The sequence below is a fragment of the Caballeronia glathei genome (assembly GCF_000698595.1).
Taxonomy (GTDB): domain Bacteria; phylum Pseudomonadota; class Gammaproteobacteria; order Burkholderiales; family Burkholderiaceae; genus Caballeronia; species Caballeronia glathei.
In genome coordinates this window covers 1-22794 of sequence record NZ_JFHC01000093.1, presented here as the reverse complement: position 1 = coordinate 22794, position 22794 = coordinate 1, and the positions used below count along the sequence as shown (strand labels likewise).

Annotated in this window: 19 protein-coding genes; 9 read left to right on the top strand and 10 right to left on the bottom strand. The window is 67.2% G+C overall.

Annotated elements, in window-relative coordinates:
• Window positions 1-100 precede the first annotated feature (100 nt).
• Window positions 101-1048 carry an L-carnitine dehydrogenase gene (locus tag BG61_RS34100; RefSeq protein WP_035937463.1) on the top strand — a complete coding sequence of 316 codons (948 nt, stop codon included), beginning with the start codon at window positions 101-103 and terminating at the stop codon, window positions 1046-1048.
• Between the two features lie 10 nt (window positions 1049-1058).
• Window positions 1059-1574, top strand: coding sequence for a thioesterase family protein (locus BG61_RS34095; protein WP_035937466.1), 516 nt, complete (start codon window positions 1059-1061; stop codon window positions 1572-1574).
• Here the strand turns inward: BG61_RS34095 and BG61_RS34090 are convergent.
• Together BG61_RS34090 and BG61_RS34085 are read right to left on the bottom strand one after the other, a co-directional pair.
• The gene (locus BG61_RS34090) at window positions 1493-3823 is read right to left on the bottom strand and encodes a heavy metal translocating P-type ATPase (protein WP_232256372.1); all 2331 of its coding nucleotides are present in this window, start codon (window positions 3821-3823) and stop codon (window positions 1493-1495) included. The two genes, BG61_RS34095 and BG61_RS34090, sit on opposite strands and share 82 nt — an antisense overlap.
• A 96-nt stretch (window positions 3824-3919) precedes the next feature.
• Window positions 3920-4564, bottom strand: a complete 645-nt coding sequence (locus tag BG61_RS34085) for an FMN-binding negative transcriptional regulator (RefSeq protein ID WP_035937467.1) — start codon at window positions 4562-4564, stop codon at window positions 3920-3922.
• Between the two features lie 270 nt (window positions 4565-4834).
• Here BG61_RS34085 and BG61_RS34080 point away from each other — a divergent pair, with 270 nt between their 5' ends.
• Both BG61_RS34080 and BG61_RS34075 read left to right on the top strand, forming a co-directional pair.
• Complete coding sequence (locus tag BG61_RS34080; protein ID WP_035937469.1) at window positions 4835-6319, top strand: DUF1254 domain-containing protein; 1485 nt, start codon at window positions 4835-4837, stop codon at window positions 6317-6319.
• Between the two features lie 172 nt (window positions 6320-6491).
• Window positions 6492-10163, top strand: coding sequence for a DUF748 domain-containing protein (locus tag BG61_RS34075; protein ID WP_035937470.1), 3672 nt, complete (start codon window positions 6492-6494; stop codon window positions 10161-10163).
• A 51-nt stretch (window positions 10164-10214) separates the two neighbouring features.
• On the opposite strand, the gene BG61_RS34070 is transcribed toward BG61_RS34075, so the two are convergent.
• The 6 genes from BG61_RS34070 to BG61_RS34045 form a co-directional block, all read right to left on the bottom strand.
• The gene (locus BG61_RS34070; RefSeq protein WP_035942691.1) at window positions 10215-10502 is read right to left on the bottom strand and encodes a hypothetical protein; all 288 of its coding nucleotides are present in this window, start codon (window positions 10500-10502) and stop codon (window positions 10215-10217) included.
• The gene (locus BG61_RS34065) at window positions 10499-11113 is read right to left on the bottom strand and encodes a hypothetical protein (RefSeq protein ID WP_035937473.1); all 615 of its coding nucleotides are present in this window, start codon (window positions 11111-11113) and stop codon (window positions 10499-10501) included. Before BG61_RS34065 ends, BG61_RS34070 begins: the two co-directional genes overlap by 4 nt.
• 1 nt (window position 11114) lies before the next feature.
• The gene (locus BG61_RS34060; RefSeq protein ID WP_035937475.1) at window positions 11115-11660 is read right to left on the bottom strand and encodes a PAAR domain-containing protein; all 546 of its coding nucleotides are present in this window, start codon (window positions 11658-11660) and stop codon (window positions 11115-11117) included.
• A gap of 143 nt (window positions 11661-11803) precedes the next feature.
• Window positions 11804-13360 carry a DHA2 family efflux MFS transporter permease subunit gene (locus BG61_RS34055; RefSeq protein ID WP_035942690.1) on the bottom strand — a complete coding sequence of 519 codons (1557 nt, stop codon included), beginning with the start codon at window positions 13358-13360 and terminating at the stop codon, window positions 11804-11806.
• Window positions 13361-13490: 130 nt separating this feature from the next.
• Window positions 13491-14279 carry an ABC transporter substrate-binding protein gene (locus BG61_RS34050; protein ID WP_035937350.1) on the bottom strand — a complete coding sequence of 263 codons (789 nt, stop codon included), beginning with the start codon at window positions 14277-14279 and terminating at the stop codon, window positions 13491-13493.
• A 22-nt stretch (window positions 14280-14301) separates the two neighbouring features.
• Entirely contained in the window at window positions 14302-15456 is a 1155-nt protein-coding gene (locus BG61_RS34045) for a methionine aminotransferase (RefSeq protein ID WP_035937436.1), read from the bottom strand.
• Between the two features lie 114 nt (window positions 15457-15570).
• Here BG61_RS34045 and BG61_RS34040 point away from each other — a divergent pair, with 114 nt between their 5' ends.
• Complete coding sequence (locus tag BG61_RS34040; protein ID WP_035937352.1) at window positions 15571-16488, top strand: LysR substrate-binding domain-containing protein; 918 nt, start codon at window positions 15571-15573, stop codon at window positions 16486-16488.
• Window positions 16489-16523: 35 nt separating this feature from the next.
• Here BG61_RS34040 and BG61_RS34035 read toward each other — a convergent pair whose 3' ends face one another.
• On the bottom strand, window positions 16524-17681 hold the full coding sequence (locus BG61_RS34035) for a branched-chain amino acid ABC transporter substrate-binding protein (protein WP_035937356.1): 1158 nt from the start codon (window positions 17679-17681) through the stop codon (window positions 16524-16526).
• 306 nt (window positions 17682-17987) lie between these two features.
• Entirely contained in the window at window positions 17988-18878 is an 891-nt protein-coding gene (locus BG61_RS34030) for a DMT family transporter (RefSeq protein WP_035937439.1), read from the bottom strand.
• Between the two features lie 133 nt (window positions 18879-19011).
• Between BG61_RS34030 and BG61_RS34025 the strand changes: the two genes are divergently transcribed.
• The 4 genes from BG61_RS34025 to BG61_RS34010 all read left to right on the top strand — a co-directional run.
• Entirely contained in the window at window positions 19012-20415 is a 1404-nt protein-coding gene (locus BG61_RS34025; protein ID WP_035937440.1) for an aminotransferase-like domain-containing protein, read from the top strand.
• Between the two features lie 31 nt (window positions 20416-20446).
• Window positions 20447-20872 (top strand): MarR family winged helix-turn-helix transcriptional regulator, encoded by a 426-nt coding sequence (locus tag BG61_RS34020; protein ID WP_035937443.1) that lies wholly within the window; start codon window positions 20447-20449, stop codon window positions 20870-20872.
• 98 nt (window positions 20873-20970) lie between these two features.
• Window positions 20971-21690: an SDR family oxidoreductase gene (locus BG61_RS34015; protein ID WP_035937360.1), complete on the top strand. Its 720-nt coding sequence runs from the start codon at window positions 20971-20973 to the stop codon at window positions 21688-21690.
• Between the two features lie 28 nt (window positions 21691-21718).
• The coding region (locus tag BG61_RS34010) for a thiolase family protein (RefSeq protein ID WP_035942689.1) at window positions 21719-22794 on the top strand (1076 nt) is incomplete at its 3' end.

The following is a 22794-nucleotide window of genomic DNA, read 5'->3' as shown; positions in this document are numbered from 1 at the left end:
GGGATTCGTCGAACGGGGGCAAGGTCAAAGCGCCAGCGGCCACATAGACGCGAGCAACAACCGCAAGTTACACACAAGAACTCAACAGGATCAAAAGCACATGCAAGTAAAGACATTTGCCGCGCTGGGCGCGGGCGTGATTGGCAGTGGCTGGGTGTCGCGCGCACTCGCGCATGGCCTTGATGTGGTCGCATGGGACCCGGCCCCGGGCGCCGGGGAACAGCTCCGGTCCAATGTGGCGAATGCGTGGCCCGCGCTCGAGCGCGCCGGACTCGCAAAAGGCGCATCGCAGGCGCGCCTGCATCTCGTCGCGACGGTCGAGGAATGCGTCGCGCACGCGGACTTCATTCAGGAAAGCGCGCCCGAACGCGAGGACCTGAAGCTCGCGCTGCACGAACGCGTCAGCCGCGCCGCGAAGCCGGATGCGATCATCGCGTCTTCCACGTCGGGCCTGCTGCCGACGGATTTCTACGCCCGTGCGCTCCATCCCGAACGCTGCGTGGTCGGGCATCCGTTCAACCCGGTCTATCTGCTGCCGCTCGTGGAAGTGGTCGGCGGCGAGCGCACGTCGGCGCAAAGCATCGACGCTGCAATGAGCTTCTATGCATCCATCGGCATGCGGCCCCTGAAGGTGCGCAAGGAAGTGCCGGGCTTCATCGCCGACCGCCTGCTCGAAGCGCTCTGGCGCGAGGCGCTGCATCTCGTGAACGAGGGCGTGGCGACGACAGGAGAAATCGACGACGCCATCCGCTTCGGCGCCGGCATCCGCTGGTCGTTCATGGGCACGTTCCTCACCTACACGCTGGCAGGCGGCGACGCCGGCATGCGACACTTCATGCAGCAGTTCGGCCCCGCCCTCGAACTGCCGTGGACCAAACTCGTCGCGCCGAAGCTCACGGACGAACTGATCGACCGCGTCGTCGACGGCACGTCGCGGCAAACGGGCGGGCGAAGCATCAAGGAACTGGAGCGCTATCGCGACGACTGCATCGCGAGCGTGCTCGACGCGATCGCCGCCGCGAAGGCGCGCCACGCAATCGACGACTGAAGGAGCCAGGATGGCCGCTGCATCCACGATCTACCGCGACACCGTGAAGCCCGAGTGGGTGGACTACAACGGCCATCTGCGCGACGCGTTCTACATGCTGATCTACAGCCTTGCGACCGATGCGTTCATGGACCGCATCGGCCTCGACGACGCCACCCGCCGCACCCGCCATCGCACGATCTACACGCTCGAAGCGCATGTGAACTTCCTGCGCGAGATCAAGGAGGGCGCGCAGGTTCGCATCGACGCGCAGGTGCTCGCGCACGACGCGAAGCGGATTCATCTGTATCTGGAAATGTTCGAGGTCGACGCGGGGGAGCCGGTGTCGGCGAGCGAGCAGATGCTGCTGCACATCGATACGAGCGGCGGCCCGAAGGCCGCCCGGTTCGACGAAGACATCGCGGAGCGCATCGCCGCGCACTGCGGCGATACGCGCGAAGCCCGCTACGCGGGACGCGTGATCGGCTTGCCCGCGCGGTCGGCATCGGCTTCGGCGTTGTCGCCCGCGGGAAGCGCGCCCGCCTGAGCGCGCCACGTCCTGAGCAGCAGCGCGTTCGTCACCACGCTCACGCTGGAAAAGGCCATCGCGGCGCCCGCGACCATCGGATCGAGCAGGCCGAACGCGGCGAGCGGAATGCCGATCAGGTTGTAGACGAATGCCCAGAACAGGTTCTGCTGGATCTTGCGGTACGTGCGCCGCGAAACGTCGATCGCGTCCGCGACGAGCGCCGGATCGCCGCGCATCAGCGTGATCCCGGCCGCCTCGATCGCGACGTCGGTGCCGCTCGCCATCCCAATGCCGATGTCGGCGGCGGCGAGCGCGGGCGCGTCGTTGATGCCGTCGCCGGCCATCGCCACGACGCCATCCGTCGACGCCTTCAGTTGCGAGACCACGCGCGCCTTGTCATCGGGGAGCACTTGCGCGTGGACGTCGTCCGGCGCGATGCCGAGCGCCTGCGCAACGCTCGCCGCGCTGCCCGCGTTGTCGCCCGTCACGAGCACGCTTTTCACGCCCATCGCCGCGAGCCGCGCGACGGCGGCACGTGCGGTCGGCTTGACGGTGTCGCCGAACGCGATCAGCGCGAGGACGCGGACCGGGCCGCCCGCCGCCAGTTCCGCACCGCCATCCGATTCGATCAGCCACGACACCGTGTTGCCCTGGCTTTCGAGCTCGCGGGCCCGCGCGGCAAGGGCTTGCGGTACGTCCGCATGCAGTTCTTCGATCCAGCGGCCGCTGCCGATCGCAAGCCGCTTCGCATCGCCGGCGTGCGTGCCGGCATGCGACGCCACGCGTGCCTCCACGCCGCGGCCCGCCACCGCGCGTGCCTCGCTGGCATCGAAGCGCGGGGCCTTCGCATCATCCGCCGCCGCGACGACGGCCCGCGCGAGCGGATGGTCGCTCATGCGCTGCACGGCGGCGGCGAGGCCGAGCGCCTCGGTCCGCCCGACATCCGGCGCAGTTTCGAAGGCCGTCACCGCCGGACGCCCGACGGTCAGCGTGCCGGTCTTGTCGAACGCGACGACCTTGATGCGGTGCGCCACTTCGAGCGCCTGCGCGTCCTTGATCAGCACGCCCTGGCGCGCGGCGACGCCGGTGCCGGCCATGATCGCGGTGGGCGTCGCGAGACCGAGCGCGCACGGACAGGCGATCACGAGCACGGCGACAGCGTTCAGCAGCGCTGTCTCCACGCTCGCGCCGTGCACGAGCCAGCCGGTCAGCGTGACGAGCGCGATGACGAGGATCACCGGGACGAAAATCGCCGACACGCGGTCCACCAGACGCTGGATCGGCGCCTTTTCCGCCTGCGCCGATTCGACGAGCCGGATGATCCGCGCGAGCGTCGTTTCCGCGCCGATCGCCGTGGTCTCGATGGCGATCACGCCCTCGCCGTTGATCGACCCCGCGGTCGCGCGCGCGCCCGGCTCCTTCGCGACGGGCAGGCTTTCGCCGGTGATCAGCGATTCGTCGATATGCGTGCGGCCCTCGCGCACCACGCCGTCCACCGGCACGCGTTCACCCGGGCGGACGATCGCGATGTCGCCGATGCGCACGTCGGCGAGCGCAATCTCGCGCTCGCCGGAGGCGTCGCGCACGCGCGCCCGGTCCGGGCGCAGCGCGTTGAGGGCGCGGATTGCGTCGCTGGTCTGGCGCTTCGCGCGCACCTCCAGCCACTTGCCGAAGCGCACGAGCGTGATGACGACGGCCGCCGCCTCGAAATACAGGTGCATCGCGTGCCCGGGATGGACGAACATCTGGTACACGCTCAGCCCCCACGCGGCCGACGTGCCGAGCGCGACGAGCAGATCCATGTTGCCGGCCTTCGCCCGCACCGCGTGAAACGCGCCGACGTAGAAGCGCGCGCCGAACACGAACTGCACGGCGCTCGCGAGCGCGAGCTGCACCCACATGTCGAGCGCGAGCGGCACGCCCAGCATCGGTGCGACGAGCGGCAGCGTGAGCAGCGCGGACACGATGACGGCCGCGAACTCGCGGTCGCGCGAGAGCGCCGCCGGGCGCACGGGGGCGGCGGGCGGCGCGTCGGCGACGATCGGCGTGGCTTCGTAGCCCGCTTTCGTGATTGCGGCGACGAGCGCTTCGTCGGTGACGGACGGATTGGCGCGCACCGTCGCCTTTTCCGTCGCGAGGTTGACGGACACGTGCTCGACGCCCGGCACGCGCTTCAATCCCTTCTCGACCCGCGCCACGCACGACGCGCAGGTCATGCCGCCGACCGCGAATTCGGCGGTTTTGCTTTCAGTTGACGTACTGGACATGACAAATGCTCCGGTCTGGCTGGGGCCAGGGAATGGATTTCCGCCCCAATGAGACCAGTATCGACCTTCCAATCATTGGAAGGTCAAGCGGCTTTTTTATTCGGGGAGAGGCGGCGCCTTGAGCATCGCGTCGGCCAGGGCGTCGGTTTCGTCCCTGCCGTGGCGGCGCAGGCCTTCGGCCGCGCCGCGCCGGTCGGCGTCCGTCTTGTTCTGTGAGAGCTTCGCCTTGCCGACGAGCCGCGTCACCTCGATTTCCAGGCCGACGATCGCGCCGAGCATCTGGTCGATGTAGTCCTTCGGTGCGTCGCCGATCTTCCACGGCACCGGCTCGGCCGCTTCCATCTTGCGCGTGAGGCGCGCGACGAGCCCGCGCAGGAACCGTTCGTCGTCGTGCACGCCGATCCGGCCGTGCGCATGAACCACCAGATAGTTATAGGTGGGCACCTGCCGATGCGCCTCGTGCTTGCTCGGATACCAGTTCGGGGAGATATACCCGGTTGCACCCTGAAAGATCACGAGCACGTCCTCCTGCTCCCGAATCTCCCGCCATAGGGGATTGGCCCGGGCGACGTGGGCGCGTAGAGTACCGTGCGCGCCGGTGGCGGGATCGAATTCGAACGGCAGGTGATTGGCGTCGAGCCCGGTCGGGCCGTGCGTGACGAGCGCGCCGAGCGGGTGCGCGGCGATCAGCCCGTGCAGCGCCTCGGCACGGGTTTCTTCGAAATGGGCGGGAAGGTACATCGCGTGCTCTGAAATTGGGATAAATATCGCCTGATGGTACGCGATGCCGACGGACACCGGAACCCCGCGCCGTGAACTCTGGCGAGGCCCGCGCAGCGTGGAGTGCATGTGTTTCACACGCTTCTTGCCTATCCTTGGCAGATAAGATAAAACCCGGATTCCAAGATAATGAAAAGCAGTGCAACGCCGTGTTACGGGGCCGGGGGAGCAGCGGGGCCGCGATGCGTTGCGACGGATGGTGACAAGGCAAAAAATCGGATTCGAACTCGAATGAAAATTAATCGACGCTGGACGTTCCCGTTGCACGCGGCCCTCTGGATGGCCGCCGGTCTGAGCAGTGCAGCCATGCTGGCAGGCTGCGCCACGAAGGCTCCCGAATCCAAGAGCAACGGCGGCTGGCTGAAGGATCAGGTGGCCGATGCCTACACGTTCGGCTTTCCGCTGGTGGCATCGGATCTTGCGCGCGAGCGCGCGGCGGGCGGCGACGCGAGCCGTCCCGGCCAGGCGCCGCTCAACACGCTGCGTCACGCGACCGCGCTGCCGCCGGTCGGCGCGCCGGGTTATCCGAGCGTCGATACGCTCGAATCGACTGCGTGGCTCGACCTGCAAAGCGAGCCGGTGATCGTGTCGCTGCCGGCCGCGCCGCGCGGCCGGTTCTACGACGCCCGCGCCTTCGACGCGTGGACCAACGTGCTGTATTCGAGCGCCGACCGCACGCCGTTTCCGAAGGCCCAGACCATCGCGTTCGTTCCGGCGGGCTGGAAGGGCACGCTGCCGGCGGGCGTTCAGCGCGTCGATGCGCCCACCCGCTATGTGTGGCTGTCGATCCGCGTGCGCGTGAACGGCGTGCGTGACGTGCGCGAGGCGCGCAAGCTCCAGACCGCGATGCGCGTCGAGACGCTCTCGAGCGCGAAGGGCGCCGGGCCGGATGCGTCGCCCGCGTGGGCGCCCGGTTCGGCGTCCGGCGCCGCGCCCGCGGTGAGCGGCGCGTGGCCGACCGGCGCCGCCGACCGGCCGGCGACGGCCACCGCGCTCGCCTCGCCGCCCGAGCAGGCGGAGGCGCTCGACGCCACCGCGTATTTCACGCGCCTTGCCCGCGCGCTCGACGACAGCCCGCCCGCCGCCGACGATGCGCACGCGATGAGCCAGCTCGCCGATCTCGGCGTGAAGCCCGGCGAGCCGGTGCAGTTCCGCAAGGGCGATGCCCCGCTGCTCGCCTCCGGCCTCGCCGATGCGCGCGAGCGGCTCGCGACGATTCCGTCGAATGCGCTGACGAAGAACGGCTGGACATGGTTCGGCGAGGGCGTCGGCAACTACGGCTCCGACTACACCCTGCGCGCGTTCCTCGCCCGCCGCCAGCCCGGCACCGGCACGAAGGAAAGCGAAGTGAAGCCGGTCGCGGGCGTCGACAGCGACGATCACCCGCTCAACGGCGCGAACAGCTACGTGCTGCACTTCGAGCCGAACCAGCTGCCGCCGGTGCGCGGCTTCTGGACGCTCACCGCGTACACGAAGGACGGCGCGCTCGTCGACAGCAAGGTGCCGCGCCTGTCGATTTCCGATCGCGACAAGCTCCGGAAGAACCGCGACGGCTCCGTCGACGTGATCGTGTCGGAGAGCTCGCCGGGCAAGGCGCGCGCGTCGAACTGGCTGCCCGCGCCCGAGGGCGACTTCGTGCTGATGATGCGTCTCTACGCGCCGAAGCCGCAGGCAAGCGACGGCACGTGGGCCCCGCCCGCCGTTCAGCGCCAGTAGGGTCGCGCCGCGCGGTCGAAGGACGAACCGGGGAATCGGCGCATCGGCGCATCGGTCGCAGGAAGAATAGGACAACGATTGCGCGGTGCATCGTCGTATACTCGGACATCACACTTCCGGAACGGCGCCGCGAGTCCGGGCCCCTCGTGCTCCGCCGCGCCCAACGCATCGAATGGCTAGTGTCACCAAGCATTCCCTGGCCTCGGCCACGCAAACCCTCCGCGGCGTTGCGCATGCACGGCGCACGCGGCGCATCGTAATCGGTCTTCTGATCGCGCTCGCGGTCATCGGCCTTCTCGGATTCTTCGCCGCCCCGCCGCTGATCCGGCATGTGGCCGAGCAGCAGCTCGCCGAACAGCTGGGCCGCCCGGTGACGATCGGCCGCATTGCGCTCAATCCCTATACGCTTGGCTTCGAAGCGGATCGCGTGCATATCGGCGAGGCGCCGGCGAATGCTCCCGGGAACGCCGCGAATTTCATCGATATCGAGCGGCTCGTCGTGCAGCCGTCGTGGTCGTCGCTCTTTCGCGCGGCGCCGATCATCGACGAGGTGAAGATCGATTCGCCGCGCATCTCGATCGCCCGCTACGACGCCGCGCGGTTCAATTTCTCCGACCTGATCGCGAAGTTCTCGAAACCGTCGCCGCAGCCGTCGAAGCCCGCGCGCTTCGCAGTCTCGAATATCCGGCTGGAGAACGGCCGCATCGATTTCGACGACCGCCTGCTCAAGACGCGGCACGTGATCGACCGCTTTGCGCTTGGCATTCCGTTTATCGCAACGCTGCCGTCCGCCACCGACATTTTCGTCACGCCGTCGCTGCAGGCGCGCATCGACGGCTCGCCGCTGTCCATCACCGGCCGCACGAAACCGTTCTCCGAGTCGCGTGAATCGGAGATCGCGCTCACGCTCGGCGACCTCGACGTGCCGCAGGTCGCGTCCTACGCGCCGGCGTCGCTGCCCGTCGCGATCAGGAGCGGACGTCTTACGACTGACCTGAACCTGCGCTTTTCGATCGCGGACGAGGTGCCGACGATCCGCGTGAACGGCACGGCCGATCTCGCCGATCTCGCCGTGACCGACAAGCAGAACGCGCCGCTCGTCGCGGCGCGCGCGCTGCACGTGAAGGTGGCGAACGCGGAGCCGCTGCGCAACCTCTATCACCTCGACGAGGTGCGTCTCACGCAGCCGGACGTGAAGGTCGCCCGCGACGCGCAGGGCGTGCTCAACTTCCAGAAGCTCGCGCCGGCCGCGGCGCAGAAGGCGTCCGAGCCTGCGCCCGGCGACGAAGCGCCGCCGCCGCTCGATCTCGCCATCACGCATCTCGCCGTCGACGGCGGCAGGATTGCGTTCGACGACCGCCTGGTGGCGCAGCGCACGCAAGGCGACATGACGAATCTGGCCGTCACGCTCGACGGCTTCTCGACGCTTTCCAGGACGCCCGCGCGCTATACGCTCAAGACGTCGCTGATGAACGGCGGCACGCTGAACGCCTCGGGCGGCTTCACGCTCGCGGGCAAGCGCGCGGATCTCAAGCTCGCGCTCGACGCGCTCGCGCTGCCGCCGCTCCAGCCGTACGCCGGCAACATGCTGGCGGCGCGCATCGCGGGCGGCACGCTCGGCGCGCATCTGCCGGTGAGCGTCGACTGGTCGCAGCCGCAGGCGCAGATCCAGGTCGGCGAGGGCGACGTGACGGTGAAGTCGCTCAAGCTCGTGCCGGCGGCGAGCGCGGCGCCGGTCTCGCTCGCATCGGCGGTCGCGAAGGTCCGCAAGATCGACGTGGCCGCGCGCACGGCGGCGCTCGACAGTGTCCAGGTGAACGGTCTTTCGCTCGACGCCACGCGCAGGAAGGACGGCACGATCGACCTCGCCGCGCTCGCCGGGGCGCGCGAATCGGCGCCCGAGCCGAGCATCGCGCGCAAGCTCGAGAAGGCGCAGGCGGCGGGCCCTGCGTGGCGTTATCAGATCGGGCAGATCGCGCTCACCGACGGCGCCGCCAATATCACCGACGAAACCACGTCGAAGCCGGTCAAGCTGCGCATCGCGCCGCTTGCCGCGAGCGTGCGGCAGGTGAGCGACGACCTGACGAAGCCGCTCGCCGTGGACGGCAAGCTCACGCTCAACGGCCGGGGCGCGCTTGCCGTGGGCGGCACGGTGACGGTCGATCCGCTGAAAGTCGCGCTGCATGTGGACGGCAATCAGGTCGATGCCGCGGCGTTCGAGCCGTATTTCGGCGACAGGCTGAACGTCACGGTGGCGAGCGCGCTGCTGAACGCGAACGGCGACGTCGCGATGGCGGGCAGCGGCCGCGCGCTCAAGGCGTCCTACAAGGGCGACGTGTCGCTCACCGACGTGCGCATGGTCGACAAGGCGAGTTCCGACCGCTTCGCGGGCTGGAAGCTGCTCGGACTGACGAACGTGAAAGTGAACCACGACGAGCGCGGCACGGACGTCGACGCGGCGCGCGTCGTGTTTGCCAACTTCTACGGCCGCGTGCTGCTCGACGCGCAGGGCAAGCTGAATCTGCGCGATGTCGTGGCGAAGCAGAGCGGCCCGGCGCAGTCCGTGACGCGCGACAAGAGCGAGGCCGCGTCCGCGCCGGCCGTGGCGAGCGCGCCGCAGAACGTGACCGCCGCGACCGGCCCCGATCTCCCGGTGAACCTGCGTTTCGGACAACTGGTGCTGCAAAGCGGCCGCGTCACCTATACCGACAATTTCATCAAGCCGAACTACACGGCGAACCTCGTCCAGATCAACGGCACGATCGGCGCGTTCGGCACGCATTCGACCACGCCCGCGCCCGTGAACGTGGCTGCGAAGCTCGCGCCGAACGGCCCGGTGTCGATCAGGGGACAGGTGAATCCGCTCATCGTGAAGCCTTCGCTGGACCTCACGGCGAGCGCGCACGACATCGAGCTGACGAATCTCACGCCGTATTCGTCGAAGTACGCGGGCTACCCGATCACGAAGGGCAAGCTGAATGTCGACCTGCACTACATGCTCGCCGACGACAGGCTGACCGCGAACAATCACCTGTTCATCGACCAGCTGACATTCGGCGACCATGTCGACAACCCGAGCGCGACGAAGCTGCCGGTGCGGCTCGCAGTGTCACTGCTGAAGAATTCGCGCGGCGAGATCGATGTGAACATTCCGATTTCCGGGTCGCTCTCGAACCCCGAGTTCTCGCTCGGCGGGCTCATCTGGCAGGCCATCGTCAATCTGGTGCAGAAGGCCGTCACCGCGCCGTTCACGCTGCTGGCCAACGCATTCGGCGGGCGCGGCGAGGAGCTTGGCTACGTCGAATTCGATCCGGGCTCGGCCACGCTCAACGATGCGGCGCAGAAGAAGCTCGACACGATCGCGAAGGCGCTCGCCGACAAGCCGTCGATCAAGCTCGATCTGTCGGCGCGGGTGGATCCGGCTATCGACGAGCCCGCGCTGCGCGCGGCTTACGTCGACCGGCAGGTGAAGCTCGCGAAGATCCGCGACACGGTGGGCAAGGGTGCGAGCGTCGATCCGTCGACGGTGAGCGTGTCGCCGGAGGAATACACCCGCTATCTGACGCAGGTGTACAAGGCGGCGGACTTCAAGAAGCCGCGCAACATGATCGGCATGACGAAGACGCTGCCCGACGAGGAGATGAAGCAGGCGCTCGCGGACAATGCGCCCATCGACGAGGCGGACCTGCGCTCGCTCGCGCAGCGGCGCGCGTCGAACGTGCAGACGTATTTCGAGGGCAAGATCGACAACAAGCGGATTTATATCGTTGCGCCGAAGCTGAGCGCGGACGGGATCAAGGACAAGGGCGCGCCCACGCGGGTGGATTTCGGGTTGAAGTCGTGAGGGGGTGAATCCCTCACGTTTCCACATGGCATTGCCCGTCATGCAACGGGTTCAGAAAGAAGCAATGAGCCAGCCGAGGAACTCGAAGAAGGGCAGAAGGAGGATCAGCGAGAGAATGATCAGAGTTCGATTTCGCGGGTCCCTGAACGCGGCGAAGGCGGCAATGAAGATCGTCGTCAGCCAGGCGAAAAGAAACCCGCTGGCGAGCCGTGCTGTAAGCGACATGGGCCGCACGCCTTCGCTGAAATCTATTTCGGGCCACGTCTGACGTCGCAGAACAGCTGATATGACGATAAACGCGAGTTGAAGCGCGGCAATTGCAAGGTATCGCCCTTTCATTCATTTGCCTGCTTGGGGTAGTAGTTTCGTCGCGCGAGTCGCCTGGATTTTTGAAGCACGCCATCGATTTCGGCAGGCGTGACGGGTGTTGGCAGCCAGCGCGGGTCGTGCGCCAGAATCCCGGCGGTTGCGAGGACGTCGGCCACATTCGACGAACAATTGTTGTCGAAGATGCTGTACGTCGAGGAGTTGGGGTGCTTCCTTTTGAATGCCCTGTCGACAGCAATACGGCGTTCAAGCTCCGTGCGTATGACTAGCTTTTGCTTGGGCGACACGCGCAACACGAGGCCGATGTTGTCGCGCCACAAATTTCCGTGCGTCCGGACGACGCGGTTCGCGAGCGCCACGGTGCCGCCATGAAAATAGGTGTGTTTGTCGACCCTTACGTACTCTTCGTGCGCACGGCTGTGCACGATGCCGTCGATGTCGATTGCGACGTGTCCCCATTGCGAGCCCATGCTGTGAAGCCGTGAATCGCTGATTACGATTTCTACCGTGGCCGTATCGACGACGATCTCTTTCGCGGCGGCGTTCGTGACGGGAGTCAGGCTGCGTGTCGCGATCCTTCGATATTTGACGCCATCGGGGCCGGTATGTGTCTGTTCCGACATGTCACCCCGCAATGAATAGTTCGACGCGCTCGGCGTTCGCGTCCGATGCGAGCAGATGCGTATGTCCTTGCGAATCGGTTTCGCCATACTCGAAATCGCCCGCTTGACGCCGCACCGCATAACCGATCCGGGCCAATGGCTTGCCCGCGTCGTTGCATAGAACGAATCGGTCGTCGAAGGCGGCGACAGCGCGCGCGTCGGGTTCAGTGGCAGCGGGCGGACTGCCGCCCGGTTCGAACCCCAAGGCGACCAGTTCATGGACCTCGAATGCCTGAAACATGTCGCCCTGCGAGGCGATCAGACGTGGCGCCGGTTCGCACCTGCACAGGCCAAGGTCGCCGTCCAGCGCGGCGTGCTTTCCCATCAGGTTGTCCGGCCATCGCGGGCCCGTGGCGACGATATGGCCCTCCGATTTGCACGCCGGGCAGTAAATCCTGGCACCCAGAAACGACAGCATCGTTCCGTGGTGAGTCATGCGTTCGATCCCTTCGACGACGCGCGCACCGCTTGTCGTCAGATCGCCGACCTTCACGTAGCTTCGTTTCACAGGGTCGCCTCGTTTTATCGATTGTCGAACCCGAATGTTTAGACCCTGCTCGCCTGACGATCCACTGGAATCGTCCTAAAGTCAGGTGCGTTTCCTGGCAGTTCGTCCCCCGCGCACCCCTCGGCCGCACGCCCTGCACCCTCCTAATGCGCCCCCGCCGCCCCACCCCCACCCTTCGCCCGCGTGGTGATCCAGATGAGCGGAATGATTGCGAGAAAGATCACGGCCGACACAAAGAAGATATCGTTCAAGCCCATCATCGCCGCCTGCGTGTTGACGGTGAAATTGAACATCCCGCGCGCCTGCGCCTCGCTGACATTGAGCGTCGCCTGCGACATGCCGAGCGACTGCATGAACGACGGGTTGTAGATGTTCGCCTGCTCCGTGAGCCGCTCGTGATGCAGCGCGATGCGGTTGTCCCAGGCGTTGCCCGCGAGCGACGTGCCCACCGCGCCGCAGAATACGCGCGCGAAGTTCGACAGCCCCGCCGCCGCCGGAATCTTCGAAGACGGCAGTCCCGACAGCACGATCGACGTGAGCGGCACGAAAAAGAGCGCCATCGGGATACCTTGAAGGAGCGTCGGCATGACGAGATGCCAGGTGTCGATCTCGATCACGTATTTCGAGCGCATGTAGAACACGATCGCGAAGCCGACGAAGGCGAGCGTCGCGATCACGCGCGCGTCGCTGCGCGGCAGCACCTTGCCCATGACGGGCGCGAGCACCACCGCGAACACGCCGAGCGGCGCGGTGACGAGGCCCGCGTCCACGGAACGGTAGTTCAGGTACTGCTGCATCCACTGCGGCAGCAGCACGAGGTTGCCGAAGAACACGCCGTAAGCCACTGAAATCGCCACCGTCCCGCCGAAGAAATTGCGTCCGGCGAAGAGCCGCAGATCGACGACCGGATTCGCGTCCGTCAGCTCCCACACGACGAAGAACGCGAACGCGATCGCCGCGGCGATGCCGAGCGTCACAATCACCGGCGAGGAAAACCAGTCGAGGTCGCGGCCCTTGTCGAGCATGATCTGCAGCGACGCGACCCAGGTGACGAGCAGGGCGAGGCCGACCGTGTCGATGGGCGCGCGCCGCGTCGGCGATTCGCGCCTGCGGTAGATGATCCACGTGACGGCCGCGGCGAAGAGGCCCACCGGAATGTTGATGTAGAAGATCCACGACCAGCTGTAGCTGTCGGTGATCCAGCCGCCGAGCGCGGGGCCCGCGATCGGGCCGACGGTCGCGGTCATTGCCCAGAGCGAGAGCGCCATCGACGCCTTTTCCTTCGGATACGAGCCGAGCAGGATCGCCTGCGACAGCGGAATCAGCGGACCCGCCACCGCGCCCTGCAGCACGCGGGCGACGAGCAGCACGGGCAGCGTCGGCGCAAGCCCGCACATCCACGACGAAATCACGAACAGCAGGATCGCGCCGACAAAGAGGCGAATCTGGCCGATGCGCTGGGTCAGCCAGCCGGTGAGCGGAATGGAGACGGCGTTGGACGCCGCGAAGACGGTGATGACCCAGGTGCCTTCGTTGACCGAGACGCCAAGGTTGCCTGAGATCGTCGGAATCGCCACGTTCGCGATCGACGAATCCAGCACGTTCATGAAGGTGGCGAGCGCGACGGCGAACGTCGCGAGGACGAGTTGCGCGCCTTCGAGCGGAGGCGGCGGCGCAGCGGCGGGTTGCGGCGTGCTCATGCGGAAGTCCGGATGAAAAGGCTGCGACGGGGGTCGCGCCCGGAAATAAAGTCGCCAGTGTGCCAGCGCCGATAAAACGCTGCACGCGGCGGCTTAACCTTTCATCCGTCTTCCTGGTTATTACGTCAGCTTACTTCGCCGAAATGTCGATATCGCCGAGGTACTTCTTCGCGTACTTGTCGATCGTGCCGTCGGCCTTGACCTTTTCGATCGCGGCGTTGAGCTTCGCTTTCAGCGCGTCGTCGCCCTTGCGCACGCCGTAGGCGATGCCGCTGCCGAGGATCTTGTCGTCGCGCACCGGTGCGCCGACGAAGCTGTAGCCCTTGCCGTCCGGCTTCGAGAGGAAGCCCGTCTGCCCCGCGGGCGCGAGCACGAGCGTGCCGTCGAGGCGGCCCGCGACGAGATCGGCGTACGCCTGGTTCTGGTCCTGATACGGCACGACGTTCACGCCGTTGCTGGCCCAGTGCGCCTTCGCGTAGTTCTCCTGGATCGAACCCTGCAGCACGCCGACGCTCTTGCCCTTGAGCGACTCCGCCGTGGGCTGGAGGCCGCTGCCGGTCTTCGCGATCAGCTGCGTCGGCACGCGATACACGACGGTCGTGAAATCGATCGCCTGGCGGCGCTGCTCGGTGGCGTTCATCGCGGAGTTGATCGCGTCGAACTTGCGGCCCTGGAGCGCGGGAATCAGGCCGTCGAACGAGGTCTCGACCCACTTGCAGGTCATCTTCGCGGCCACACAGACGGCGTTGCCGACGTCGATGTCGAGGCCCTGCAATTCTCCCGTTGCCGACTTCGACTCGAACGGCGGATATTGCGCCTCGAGGCCGAAGCGCAGGGTGTCGGCGGCGAGCGCCGCGGTGCTGGCGAACGAGCACGCGAGTGCGAGTGCGACGGCGAGCTTGTGATTCAGTTTGATCATGTTGGTCTCCCGGATTGAAGGTCTAGATCGAGCAGAGGCGGCGCGCGCCTTCGAGCAGCGTGTCGTCGTCCTTGGCAAAGCTCAGTCGGATCAGGCGGTTGTCGGTGCCGTCGGTGTAGAACGCCGACAGCGGAATCGTCGCGACGCGCGCCTCGCGGATCAGGCGCAGCACGAAGTCGCTGTCGGTCTCGTCCGAAAACGCGCTGAAGCGTGCCAGCATGAAGAAACTGCCCGCGCTGGGCAAGAGTTCAAAACGCGACGCCGCGAGCGCGTTCGCGAGGATGTCGCGCTTGCGCTGATAGAACGCACCGAGGCCGAGGTAGCTCGATTCGTCGGCGAGCGCTTCGGCGAACGCGATCTGCATCGGCGTGTCGGCGGAGAAGGTCATGAACTGGTGGACCTTGCGGATCTCGTCCGTCAGCGCGGCCGGCGCGAGACAGAAGCCGACGCGCCAGCCCGTCACGTGATACGACTTGCCGAACGACGACACGATCACGCTGCGCTCGGCCAGTTCCGGATAGCGGGCCATGCTGTGGTGCAGGGCGCCGTCGAACACGACGTGCTCGTACACCTCGTCGGACAGCACGATGATCTTCGTGTCGCGGGTGAGGGCCGTGAGCCGCTCGATGTCGTGCGACGTGAACGCGCTGCCGCTCGGGTTGTGCGGCGTGTTGATGAGGATCATGCGCGTGCGCGGCGTGATCTTCGCGGCGACCTCGTCCCAGTCGATATGGAACGTTTGCGCCGACAGCTTGATCGCAACCGGCGTCGCGCCCTGCAACTGCACGATCGGCGCATAGCTGTCGAACGAGGGCTCGAAGTAGATCACTTCGTCGCCGGGGTGCACGAGCGCGCTGATCGATGCGTAAAGGCCCTCGCTCGCGCTCGCCACCACCGTGATTTCGGTGCCCGGGTCGTATTGCGCACCGTAGAGCTTTTCGGTCTTGACCGCGAGCGCCTCGCGCAGCGCGACGACGCCCGACATCGGCGAGTACTGGTTATGTCCTGCCCGCATGGCTCGCGCGGCGCTTTCCACGAGCTTCGGATCGCACGCGAAGTTCGGTGCGCCCTGCGACAGGTTCAGCGCGTGATGTTCCTCGGCCAGCTGGCCGATCACGGTGAAAATGGTCGTGCCGACGTTCGGCAATTTCGACTGGGGAATCCAGGCACTTTTCACGACGATGACTCCGGAAAGCAATTTCGATGATTCAACCGCGGCAATAATGCGCGGACAATCGAAAGTTTGTCATACTAGCCATGTTTCCGATTCATGCCTAGAGTGATTCACCCGATGAAACCGCTGCCGTCCCTCGACGTCCTGAAAACCTTCCTGGTCGTCGCGCAGAAGCTGAACTTCACGCGTGCCGCCGACGTCCTGAATCTCACGCAGGGCGCGGTCAGCCGGCAGATTTCGGGGCTGGAGGCGCATCTCGGCTACGCGCTTTTCGTGCGCCAGGCGCGCGGCCTCGCGCTCACGCCGCACGGCGCCATGCTGCTCGCGCCGCTGCAGCAGGCATTCGCGCAGATCAGCGAGGCGCTCGAAAAGAGCGGCGCGCAGTCCGGCACGCTGCGCGTGAAATGCCCGACCTGCGCCATGCGCTGGATCCTGCCGCGCGTGATCCGGCTGCAGAACGAGCGGCCCGATCTGGTGGTGGAGGTGACGGCGGCGGTGTCGCACGGGGTGGAATTCAATGCCGAGCAGTTCGATGCGGCCATCGTATACGGCAAGCCGGCCGTGAAGGGCGTGACGGCGCATCATCTCTTCGACGAAGTGCTGACGCCCGTCTGCGCGCCCGGCCTGTGGAAGGGCAAGCGGGGGCGTGCCGCCACCCCTGACGATCTCGCCGACAAGACCCTCCTGCATCCCACGCGCGACCGCCGCGACTGGCTGCGCTGGCTGGAGGCGTATGGCTGCCGCGGCCTGCCGTCGGCGAAGGCGCAGCATTTCGACACGCTCGACCTCGCCATTTCATCCGCGATGCAGGGGCTCGGCGTGGCGATCGGCGATCTGTCGCTGATCGAGGAGGACCTGCGGGCGAAGCGCATCATCACGCCGTTTTCGCTGTGCGTGCCGAGCGGCGCGGCGTATCACCTGATCTATCCGGAGCGGCCCGCGCCGTCGCCCGCGCTCATGCAGTTCGCGCAGTGGCTGGAGGAGGAGGCGGCCGCGACGCGCGCAAGCCTCGGCGCGTACCTGCAGGCCGCCTGAAGCGCGATGCGGCGCACGGGCCGCATCGCGCGGCTTCACATGCCGTGCTTGGTGACGACCGGCACCCACGCGCCGTTCTTCACCTGATACAGCGTCGACGACGCATTCTTCAGCGCGCCCTTGTCGTCGAAGGCGATCGGGCCGGTGATGCCCTCGAACGACACCTTCTTCAGCGCGGGACGGTAGACGTTCGGGTCGATCGACTGCGCCTGCTGCATCGCGTGGATCGCGGCCCACGCGGCGTCGTAGCCGAACGGCGCATACGAAAGGATCTCGACGCCGAAGCGTTTCTTGAACTTCTCGTCGAACGCCTTGCCGTGCGGCAGCTTGTCGAGCGGGCTGCCGTACTCCCACGCCTGCGCGCCTTCGGCCGGGTCGCCCGCGAGCTTGAGGAAATCCGCGTCCATCACGCCGCCGCCGCCGACGAACTGCGCGTTCATCCCGAGCTGCTTCATCCGCTTGACGACCGCCGCCGCCTGCCGGTCGAGGCCGCCGAAGAAGATCAGGTCGGCATTGACCGCCTTCAGGCGCGTGAGCTGCGCGCTGAAATCGACGGTCTGGTTGTCGCTGAATTCGCGCGCGACGATCGTGCCGCCCTTCGCCTTGACGGCCTTTTCGAACTCGTCGGCTTCGCCCTGGCCGAAGGCCGTGCGGTCGTCGATGATCGCAATGCGCCTCGCCTTCGTGGTCGTCACCGCGTAGACGCCGGCGTTGCCCGCGTTCTGGGCGTCGCTCGAAATCACCGTGAAGACGTTCGCGAAGCCCTGCGTGGTGATGGTCGGATTAGTGGCGGCCGGATCGATCACCGGAATGCCGGCGGTCTCGTACACGCGCGACGCGGGCAGCGTCGTGCCTGAATTGAAGTGGCCGACCACGACCGCGACGTTGTCGTCGACGAGTTTCTGCGCCGCCTGCACGCCGACGCGCGGGTCGGCCTGGTCGTCCTGCGCGGCTATCTCGAAGCGCGCGGTCTTGCCGCCGATCTTGATGTTCTTCGCGTTGGCTTCGTCGAGCGCGAGCTGCACGCCGTTTTGCAGGTCCTTGCCGTAGCCCGCGTTCGCGCCGGTCAGCGGCGCGGCAAAGCCGACCTTCACGGCGAGGTCTGCCGCCGACGCGGCAAGCGGCACCGCCGAGAGCGTTCCGGCGCAGGCCAGCATCCAGACAAGCGGTTTGAGGCTTGTACGCACACCCATGTTTTCCTCTCCTTTTGGTTTGGCATCCGACTGGGCCCTTTCCGGGGCCGCGGGGATAGGCGGGCTTGCCCGTCGTCCGCGCGGCGCGCCGGCTGGCCGGTCGCCGGCCTTTCGTTCCCGTTACCGGGCGACCAGCGGACATGCGCAATTTAGAAAGCCAAATTCGCCGCGTCTTGGCTTTTCGTCGCACGGCGAGTGCGGATTTCGGCACAGGAGAGGGTGGCGCGAGGAGGCGCGCGAGTTTGCTCGGGGCCTGTCGCGCGGCCCGGCGGCACCGGCGCGGGCTGTGTGAGCCCGCGCCGGTGCTTATGCCGCCTTCGGCGCAGCGTGGGCGAAGCGCCGCGCCGAGGCGACGCACGCGACGATCGCGAGCGTGACGGCGATCATCGAGAGCGGCACGGTTTCGTGCAGCAGCCACGCGGCAAGGAGCAGGCCGAAGAACGGCTGCAGGAGCTGAAGCTGGCCGACGGCCGCGATGCCGCCGAGCGCGAGGCCGCGATACCAGAACACGAAGCCGATCAGCATGCTGAAGAGCGACACGTACGCGAGACCCCACAACGCGCCGCTGCCGACGTCGTGAAAGCTGGCCGGCCGCGTGCCGATGGCGAGCGGCAGCATCACGGGCAGCGAAAACACGAGCGCCCACGAAATCACCTGCCAGCCGCCAAGCCGCCGCGAAAGCCGCGCGCCTTCGGCGTAGCCGAGACCGCAGACGACGATCGCCGCGACCATCAGCGCGTCGCCGATGGCCGAGGCATCGATCTGCTGCCGCAGCGCGTAGCCGATCACGATTGCGCTGCCGAGCGTCGAAAAGAGCCAGAACGCCGGCTGCGGGCGCTCGCCGCCGCGCAGTACGCCGAAGATCGCCGTCGATAGCGGCAAAAGACCGATGAAAACGACCGCATGCGCCGACGTGACATGCCGCAGCGCGATCGCGGTCAGCAGCGGAAACCCGACGACGACACCGAGCGCGACCACGGCGAGCGGCACGAGGTCGCCGCGCCCCGGACGCCTTTCGCGAAACATGAGCAAGAGCGCGAGGCCGAGGACGCCCGCGATCGTCGCGCGGGCGAACGTGAGGAAGAGGGGATCGAGTCCCTGCACCGCGAGGCGGGTTGCGGGCAGCGAGCCGCTGAAGATCAGCATGCCCAGAAAGCCGCTCGTCCAGCCGGTGAAGGATTGGTTGCCTGATTGCATCGACATGCTCCGGAGTTTCGAAAAGCATGCACGCGGGCGCGGAATCGGTGAAGATACGCATCAGTACAATTCGAGCAAACTGTACCTGTTCAATTGCCAATACAGTTCGATAAGCAGTTCAATGAGCACCTCGATGAAAAGCGCGAAGGACGACGACGCCTCGCGTGTCAGCACGGTGATGCGCACGATCCGCGAACGCATTGCGGGGCGCTCGCTCGCGCCCGGCGCGCGCCTGCCGTCGATACGGGAGATGGCGGCGCGCGCGGGCGTCTCGAAAACGACGGTCGTCGACGCCTACGACCGCCTCGCCGCCGAAGGGCTGATCGCCTCGCGCCGCGGCTCGGGATTCTTCGTCGCGGGGCACGCGCCGCCGCTCGAACTCGCGCAACTCGGCCCCCAGCTCGACCGCGAAGTCGATCCGCTGTGGATCACGCGGCAGTCGCTCGAAGACGGCCCGCAGCTTCTGAAGCCCGGTTGCGGCTGGATGCCGTCGTCGTGGATGCCCGAGGAGGCGATCCGCCGCGCGCTGCGCGCGATCGCCCGTGATCCCGCGGCGCCGCTGTCCGACTACGGCTCGCCGCTCGGCCTGCCCGCGCTGCGCCGCCAGCTCGGCCTGCGGCTCGCGCAGCACGGCGCCGATGCGTCGCCGCAGCAGATCGTGCTCACCGATTCGGGTAGCCACGCGCTCGACCTGCTGTGCCGCTTCCTGCTCGAAGCGGGGGACACGGTGGTCGTCGACGATCCGTGCTATTTCAACTTCCAGGCGATGCTGCGCGCGCATCGCGTGCGCGTCGTGGGCGTGCCGTTCACGCCATCGGGGCCGGATCTCGCGCACTTCGAGCGCGTGCTCGCCGAGCACCGGCCGCGCCTCTATCTGACCAATGCCGCGATCCACAACCCAACCGGCGCGACGCTTTCCGCGCCCGTCGCGCATCGCGTGCTGAAGCTGGCGGAAGAGCACGACCTGCTGATCATCGAGGACGACATCTTCGCAGACTTCGAGCGCGAGCCCGCGCCGCGCCTCGCCGCATTCGACGGCCTGCGGCGCGTGGCGGTCATCGGCAGCTTTTCGAAGACGCTCTCGGCGGCGGCGCGCTGCGGCTTCATCGCGGTGCGGCCGGACTGGGTGGAGCCGCTCGTCGACCTGAAGCTCGCCACGTCGTTCGGCAACAGTCCGCTCACGTCCGCGCTCGTGTTGCGTCTTCTGCTGGACGGCACGTACCGCCGCCACCTGGAAGCCATGCACGCGCGTCTCGCCGACGCGATGAGCGTCGCGGTGAAGCGCCTCACGGGCCTCGGGCTCGACATCTGGCATTCGCCGCGCGCCGGCATGTTCGTGTGGGCGCGCCTGCCGGGCGGGCTCGACGCCGCCGCTGTCGCCCGCCACGCGCTCGCGGAGGACGTCGTGCTCGCGCCCGGGAACGTGTTCAGCGTGTCGCAGACGGCGGCCGGCTTCCTGCGGTTCAACGTGTCGCAGTGCACTCGTCCGAAGATTTACGAGACGCTCGAACGGTCGATGCAGCGCTGCCGCACTTGACAAAGTGCATATGCACAACTATGCTCAAACCATGACTTCGACCACTTCCTCCTATCTGGACTGCAACTGCTTCGCCATCCGGCAGGCGGCTCGCTATGTGTCGCAACTGTACGAGCGGCACCTGGCGTCGGCGGGTTTGACGGCGGCGCAGTTCACGCTGGTCGCGGCGATCGCACGGCGGCCCGGCATCCAGATGGCCGAGCTTGCGGAAGATATGGTGATGGACCGCACGACGCTCGTGCGCGCCCTGAAGCCGCTGCAGCGCGACGGAATCGTCGAGGCGGCGCAGGAATCGGCCGCCACCCGCGCGATGGCGCTTCGCCTTACCGCCGCGGGCAAGCAAACGCTCGCGCAGGCGAGGGTGCACTGGGAGGCGGCGCAGGCGGAATTCGAGCAGAAGTTCGGGCAGAACCGTGCGCGGGAACTGCGCAGGTCGCTGCTGGAATTGACGTCGTAAGCAATGGCAAGGGCCGCGGCAGCCGCGGTCTTTTTTATCGCCGCAATAGTGTATATGCACTTGAGCAAGCGGCAATTCAGGGATCAACGGAGCAAAGCATGCAGATCAAGGGCAAAGTGGTACTGATCACGGGCGCGAACCGCGGTCTCGGACAGCAATTCGCAAAATCACTGCTGGAAGCGGGCGCGGCGAAGGTCTACGCGGCGGCACGCGATCCGCAGAGCGTCAAGCTGCCGGGCGTCGAGGCGATCCGTCTCGACGTCACCAATCCCGCGGACGTGGCCGCCGCGGCCGAGCGCTATACCGACGTTCAGGTGCTGATCAACAATGCGGGCGCGACCACGCGCGGCAAGCTGATCGACCCGGCGTCGACCGAAGGCGTGCGCAACCTCTTCGAAATCAACGTGATCGGCCCGCTCACGCTCACGCAGGCGTTCGCGCCGGTCCTGAAGCGCAACGGCGGCGGCGCGGTGATCAACATTCTGTCGGTGCTGAGCTGGGCGCAACTGCCGGGCGGGGGCGCGTACAGCGCGTCGAAATCCGCGGCGTGGGCCGTCACCAACGTGCAGCGCCAGGAATTGCGCGAGCAGGGAACGCTCGTGGTGGGCGTGCATCCCGGCTTCATCGATACCGACATGACCGCTGCCATCACCGCCCCGAAAACCACGCCGGAGTACGTCGTGCGCAAGGTGCTGGAAGCCGTCGAGCGCGGCCAGGAGGAAGTGCTCGTCGACGACACGGGCCGCACCATCAAGGCATCGCTGTCGAGCGCAGAGCCCGCGTATCTCAAGAGCGCCGGCGAACCGGCGCACGCCTGAATCCGTCCTGATATCGAGGTAACTGCACATGAATTCGCATGAAATCGTGTTGTGTCATCCGGTGCGCACCGCCATCGGCGCGTTCAACGGCTCGTTCAAGGACGTTCCGGCCACCGATCTCGGCGCGGCCGCCGTGCGCGAAACACTGCGGCGGGCGGGCGGCGGCCTGACGGCGTCGGACATCGATTCCGTCGTGCTCGGCAACGTGATCCAGGCGGGCAACCGCATGAATCCCGCGCGTCAGGCGTCGGTGGCGGGCGGCGTGCCGGTATCCGTGCCGGCGATGACCGTGAACCGCGTGTGCGGTTCGGGCGCGCAGGCGATCGCCACCGTGGCGAGCGAAATCGCGTCGGGCGTCGCGCGACTGGGAATCGCGGGCGGCATGGAGAACATGGACCGCGCGCCGTACCTGCTCGACGGCGGCCGCCACGGCTACCGGATGGGCAACGCGCAGATTCACGACAGCATGCTGCGCGACGGTCTCGTCGATGCGTTCTCCGGCGAGCATTCGGGATGGCACACGGAAGACCTCGTCGCGCAGTTCGACATCACGCGCGAGGCGCAGGACCGCTGGGCGGAGCGCTCGCAGCAGCGCTTCGCGGCGGCGCAGTCGAAGGGGCTATTCGACGCGGAGATCGTCGGCGTCGACGTGAAGGCGGGCAAGCAGATCATCACGTTCGCCCGCGACGAGCAGCCGCGCCCCGACTCGACCCTCGCCATCCTCTCGAAGCTGCGCCCGGCGTTCCGCCCGGACGGCACGATCACCGCGGGCAACGCGCCGGGACTCAACAGCGGTGCGGCGGCGGTGCTGGTCGCGGACCGGCGGGTGGCCGACGAACTCGGCATCGAGCCGATGGTGCGGCTCGCCGCGTTCGGCGTCGGCGCGGTCGAGCCGGGCATGTTCGGCCTCGGCCCCGTGCCCGCCGTGCTGCAGGCGCTCGCGCGCGCGGGCTGGTCGCTCGGCGACCTAGAGCGCGTCGAGATCAACGAGGCGTTCGCGGCCGTTCCGATCGCAGTGGCGAAGAAGCTCGGGCTGGCGGAGGACATCGTCAACGTGGACGGCGGCGCGATCGCGCACGGCCATCCGATCGGCGCGACGGGCGC

What these genes read in the sequence shown, in the direction of transcription:
- BG61_RS34100 (WP_035937463.1), top strand. Translation starts at nt 101, where the DNA reads ATGCAAGTAAAGACATTTGCCGCGCTGGGCGCGGGCGTGATTGGCAGT.
- BG61_RS34015 (WP_035937360.1), top strand. Translation starts at nt 20,971, where the DNA reads ATGCAGATCAAGGGCAAAGTGGTACTGATCACGGGCGCGAACCGCGGT.
- BG61_RS34030 (WP_035937439.1), bottom strand. Translation starts at nt 18,878, where the DNA reads ATGCAATCAGGCAACCAATCCTTCACCGGCTGGACGAGCGGCTTTCTG.
- BG61_RS34035 (WP_035937356.1), bottom strand. Translation starts at nt 17,681, where the DNA reads ATGGGTGTGCGTACAAGCCTCAAACCGCTTGTCTGGATGCTGGCCTGC.
- BG61_RS34070 (WP_035942691.1), bottom strand. Translation starts at nt 10,502, where the DNA reads ATGAAAGGGCGATACCTTGCAATTGCCGCGCTTCAACTCGCGTTTATC.
- BG61_RS34050 (WP_035937350.1), bottom strand. Translation starts at nt 14,279, where the DNA reads ATGATCAAACTGAATCACAAGCTCGCCGTCGCACTCGCACTCGCGTGC.
- BG61_RS34080 (WP_035937469.1), top strand. Translation starts at nt 4,835, where the DNA reads ATGAAAATTAATCGACGCTGGACGTTCCCGTTGCACGCGGCCCTCTGG.
- BG61_RS34055 (WP_035942690.1), bottom strand. Translation starts at nt 13,360, where the DNA reads ATGAGCACGCCGCAACCCGCCGCTGCGCCGCCGCCTCCGCTCGAAGGC.
- BG61_RS34095 (WP_035937466.1), top strand. Translation starts at nt 1,059, where the DNA reads ATGGCCGCTGCATCCACGATCTACCGCGACACCGTGAAGCCCGAGTGG.
- BG61_RS34020 (WP_035937443.1), top strand. Translation starts at nt 20,447, where the DNA reads ATGACTTCGACCACTTCCTCCTATCTGGACTGCAACTGCTTCGCCATC.
- BG61_RS34065 (WP_035937473.1), bottom strand. Translation starts at nt 11,113, where the DNA reads ATGTCGGAACAGACACATACCGGCCCCGATGGCGTCAAATATCGAAGG.
- BG61_RS34025 (WP_035937440.1), top strand. Translation starts at nt 19,012, where the DNA reads ATGAAAAGCGCGAAGGACGACGACGCCTCGCGTGTCAGCACGGTGATG.
- BG61_RS34040 (WP_035937352.1), top strand. Translation starts at nt 15,571, where the DNA reads ATGAAACCGCTGCCGTCCCTCGACGTCCTGAAAACCTTCCTGGTCGTC.
- BG61_RS34075 (WP_035937470.1), top strand. Translation starts at nt 6,492, where the DNA reads ATGGCTAGTGTCACCAAGCATTCCCTGGCCTCGGCCACGCAAACCCTC.
- BG61_RS34090 (WP_232256372.1), bottom strand. Translation starts at nt 3,823, where the DNA reads ATGTCCAGTACGTCAACTGAAAGCAAAACCGCCGAATTCGCGGTCGGC.
- BG61_RS34085 (WP_035937467.1), bottom strand. Translation starts at nt 4,564, where the DNA reads ATGTACCTTCCCGCCCATTTCGAAGAAACCCGTGCCGAGGCGCTGCAC.